This is a genomic window from Candidatus Jordarchaeum sp. (assembly GCF_052745115.1).
The window spans coordinates 1-4168 of record NZ_JBRAKS010000335.1 but is presented as its reverse complement, the minus strand read 5'-3'; the positions used below and the strand labels follow the sequence as shown (position 1 = coordinate 4168).

Below are 4168 nucleotides of genomic sequence, written 5' to 3'. Positions count from 1 at the left end.
CTAACAGTTCGGGTAGGACTGGATGCTTATTTAAGAAATAGTCCATATAGCTCCACGGTTTTTTGGTCATGGAAATCTCAAAAGAACCTAGACCCACCGAGACCATTTCCCTCTTTGGGAACAGCCATCCGTATGCCAATGGGGCTACTTCTCTTCCGGTAAAGAATAGATAATTATCTTCAAACCGCTCATCGATAATTTTTTTGTCCATTTTAACTTCTACGCCAACACAGAACCACATGTGGTCCTTCCAGGTTTCGCCTTTTTGATCAAACCATACTTTCCAGAACCCAGATTTTTTCGCCACAATTGAGTGGGCACCGTCACACCCTATAATAACATCTCCTCTGAAAATCTGGTCATCAGATGTGATAATGCCCTTTACATACCCTTCTTCCATTATCACGTCTCTTACGTTGATTTCTTCTTTAAGTTCCGCTCCGGCTTCTGTGGCCATTTTGGTCAGGCAGTGGTCGAACTTATCTCTGCACACCCCAAAGTATCCTAGCCCGGGCATAGGAAAAACCTGCCTCTCATAGTTTGGTGGAGTGTAGGTGACAATATTTTTGTATTCTTTCTCGATGACATCTTCTGGTATGTCAAATTTTCTCATAATCCAATTGGCGACTCCTCCTCCACAGAGTTTGTATCTTGGTAGTCTCTGTTTTTCAAGGAGTAGGGTTTTTGCGCCTCCCTGAGCTGCTTTCATGGCGGCTATGCTGCCTGCGGGTCCTGCCCCTACCACTATAACATCGTATTTTTTCATTTTTACCATTCTCTTTCCGAAATTGGGAATAAAAAAGGTTGGGAATTATTTTTTGTTTTGATGAGGTTTTCCAGAGGTCTGAATTCTGGTTACTTAATGTTTAATACTTTTTGTGCATTTTCGCCCAGGATTTTTCTTTTGAATTCTTCGCTTATTGGTAGGTTTTTTACCGCTTGTATTCCGATGGGGAAGGGAGTGAATGGGAAGTCGGTGGCGAAGAGTAGTTTGTGCTCTATGCCGTTGTCGGTGTAGGCGCTCCAGGGGAAGTATGGGTAGAGGCTGTACCATACGGAAACATCCAAGTAGACGTTTTCGTGGCGTAGGTTTAGTGACCAAGCGTCCATGAACCATGGTGCGCTGAGGTGTCCCATTATGATGGTGAGGTCGGGGTACCTTCTGGCTATTTCGTCTATGAGCATGGGGTGTCCGTACTTGGCTACAGAGGTGGGGACGGAGGATTGGTGGCCGGCGTGGGTCCAAATGGGTATATTTAGTTCCAAGGCTTTTTCCCATAGTGGATTGTATTTTTGGTCGCTGATTTCGAATTTCTGTAGGGGTGGTACTAGTTTTAGTCCTTTTAGTTTTAGGTCTTTGACGGCGTGTTCAAGGACCTGGACGGCGTCTTTTCGGCGGGGATCCACAGATGAGAAACCGATTAGTTTGTCGGGGATTTTATTCATCATTCGGGCGATGTCTTCGTTGGTTCCCAGTTGGCTCCCGTACTCTGTGGTCATATCCATAGGAACTATTACAGCTTTGTCTATTCCGGCCGAGGTGAAAGCGTTTACAAATTCTTCGATGGTTTGGTTCTCATGTAAGAATAGGAATCCGTTTATCACCATTTGTGATCTCTGGGTTTTGGCTCTTTCACCAAACAAGTTTTTGATAAGGGTTTCCGGATCGGGAGTGGGTGTCAAATCTTTACAGACCGGGTGGGTGTGAACGTCAATTATCATTTATTTCTCTCCTTTTTTCTAGGATGTTTATGGAATATTTTTTGAACTCTTATTTAAGCACTTTGCATAGAAGGACAAAATGTTCTTGCAGGACTTAATTTTTTACTTTAACCAAAAATGTAATTTATAGAATATGCCTTATAGATTATTTAAAAAGTGTCTGGTGGAAAGCGGATGGATAGACGAAAATGGACTCGGAATATTACGATAATGGTTTTGGGAGCTTTTAATGCGGAGTCGTTTTCTAGTGCTACCCCTCCTTACAAGTGGGTGTATGATCCTTGGTCTATTTTTGTTACGTTTATGTTCTATGGGCTTTCACTGTTAGTTATTGAGGATCTGGTTTCCCGATATTCTTTGGATTATCGAAAACTGTTGATTATAGGTGTAATATACGGTATATTGGAAGAGGGTTTTTTGGCTTTAACTAATGAACTGCCGGGATGGCAAGGGATGGGTGTAGGGTTTGGGCGTTACTTCGGTTTGAGTGTGCCTTGGACTATTTTTATCGCGGAGTTTCACGCGGTCTACACTGTGGTTTTAACCTTTATGATAGCGGACCTTATTATTCCTAGGGAAAAAACAGGGCCGGTGCTCTCCAAATGGCAGTATGTTCCAGTATTGGGTTACTTGGCGATTCTTTACCTGTTTGTACCTAACTTCGTTACGGAAATGGTTAGTACCAGTAGCTACTTTGCTATGCTTCTGTTTCAGTCCCAGTTCTTCCTGAGTAATTTCTTCTTGATTAACTCAGTTAGATGGTATCCCTCATGGGAGTCCATCTTCATTCAGTTAGGTGTAATACTGATGCTGGCTATACTTGTGATACGTTTGGCGAGATTGGATTTGAATAGTTCTGAGAAGAAGATTATAAGCTGGAAAAGCTACATGATTCTGGTTTTGGGGTTTGAGTTGATGTTTTGGATTCCGTATATTTTTCAGTTTTTCGGTGGGCCCGATGTTTTAGCTATTGTATATTATTTAGCTCTGCCTATTGTATTCTGGAGGTTGATTCTTTCCAAGATTAGAAGAGACAGCACGTTTGACAGAGAGAAAATTGTTGCAATAGCTTTGACTCTGCTATTGTTCTTTGGCGGATTTGGTGGCTTTATTTACATTGTGATGGGAGATCTACTTGGTTTTGTTATAATAGTTGTTGCGTTATGGATTGAGGTTGAGTTAATAACTCGAAAACATTTTCTACTGAAACTTTTCAAACGCTAAATCAATAAAGACAGGCATAAAAAACATGTTCTGTATTTTATCCATTTTTTTCATTTTTTAGAAAAAAAGGATTTAGGAGAATTGAAAAATTTCTCCTTGTTACTAGTAGGTTTCTATTTGAGGTGTTGCCAGTATTCAGAGTTTATTATCACTTTCAGGTAATCAAGAGAATATTGAAGCACTTCTCTTAAAGCACAGTTAATGGTTCCTAGGGAAACCAGTAACTTTGGTTCCATGGATTTTTCTGATTCTGTTTTCCTCGCATCTTCCCGGAGTTTAATTAGTTTATCTATTTTCCTTACCGTCTCAATGGCAACTCTAGGGTCTTTTCGAGAACTTGCGGCCAGAATCTCATCAATTAGAGAAATTGATTCCTTGCTTAGTTTTGTATAGAGATTTAGAATCTCAACGGGGATCTTAAATTTCTGGAGTGGCTCTATTTGTTGAGCTATTTCCACGGAAGCATCGGCGATTCTTTCAATACTTCGAACAACAGTGCTCCAACCCATGGCGGCACCATTGCTGTCTAAACCAATTTTCCGAGAAATAGTCTTATCTCTTATCCCTATATTCAATAATCTTTGTATGAGCAAATATAATCTATCCACCTCGTCATCCTGCGTTTCCATGTCTTCCACTTTTTTTGGATTCAGTTCAACGATGGCATTCATTGCGGTTTTAAACATTGATATGGATATCAATGCTAAACGGTTGACAACTTCATCCAGATTGAAATCTGAGGGTTCCAACAAGTTTTTGATTTTAATCACATTTGGTGATTCTGACATGACTTCGAAGCCTATCAGGTTGCGTATGGTGTCTACCGCCACTTTTTTCTGTGCCGGATTCATTTCTTTCTTTTCGGATAATATTTCTAGGTTGTCCACGCCTATTATGTAGTTTCCTAGGATTGCTGTGATTAATTCAGAATCCGAAAAATTATCCATGAGTATTTTGGGAGCTGGTTTCTCTTTCTTTTTGGTTTCCAGAACTTTGGATATTTTTAGTTCTCCCTCATCCTCCTCTATCACAGCTATAGTATCTCCTTTTTTGATTTTGTTGTTTTTTATCCAATTTTTCGGTAGAGAAATGATGTATGAGGATTTACCTGTTATCTGTACTTTGCGAAATTCAATGTTTTCCTTTACATTGCTAACATCCAAGAGTGTCACCTTCATTGAGGATTTAATGAGGTATAGAGTATAAATAAATTATATATAAA

Annotated in this window: 4 protein-coding genes; 1 reads left to right on the top strand and 3 read right to left on the bottom strand. The window is 40.1% G+C overall.

Annotated features, from left to right (window positions below; genetic code table 11):
- Together ACUVXA_RS17315 and ACUVXA_RS17310 are read right to left on the bottom strand one after the other, a co-directional pair.
- On the bottom strand, positions 1-766 hold a 766-nt coding region (locus tag ACUVXA_RS17315; protein ID WP_445872536.1), incomplete at its 3' end, for an FAD-dependent oxidoreductase.
- Positions 767-855: 89 nt separating this feature from the next.
- The gene (locus tag ACUVXA_RS17310) at positions 856-1722 is read right to left on the bottom strand and encodes an amidohydrolase family protein (protein ID WP_445872535.1); all 867 of its coding nucleotides are present in this window, start codon (positions 1720-1722) and stop codon (positions 856-858) included.
- A gap of 174 nt (positions 1723-1896) precedes the next feature.
- On the opposite strand from ACUVXA_RS17310, the gene ACUVXA_RS17305 reads away from it, so the two are divergent.
- Positions 1897-2946, top strand: coding sequence for a hypothetical protein (locus ACUVXA_RS17305; RefSeq protein WP_445872534.1), 1050 nt, complete (start codon positions 1897-1899; stop codon positions 2944-2946).
- A gap of 113 nt (positions 2947-3059) precedes the next feature.
- Here the strand turns inward: ACUVXA_RS17305 and ACUVXA_RS17300 are convergent, their stop codons facing one another.
- A complete protein-coding gene (locus ACUVXA_RS17300) occupies positions 3060-4109 on the bottom strand; it encodes a PhoU domain-containing protein (protein WP_445872533.1) in 1050 nt (349 codons plus the stop codon).
- Between the last annotated feature and the right edge of the window lie 59 nt (positions 4110-4168).

Coding starts and splice junctions, on each gene's coding strand:
- ACUVXA_RS17310 (WP_445872535.1), bottom strand. CDS start 1,722: ATGATAATTGACGTTCACACCCACCCGGTCTGTAAAGATTTGACACCC.
- ACUVXA_RS17305 (WP_445872534.1), top strand. CDS start 1,897: ATGGATAGACGAAAATGGACTCGGAATATTACGATAATGGTTTTGGGA.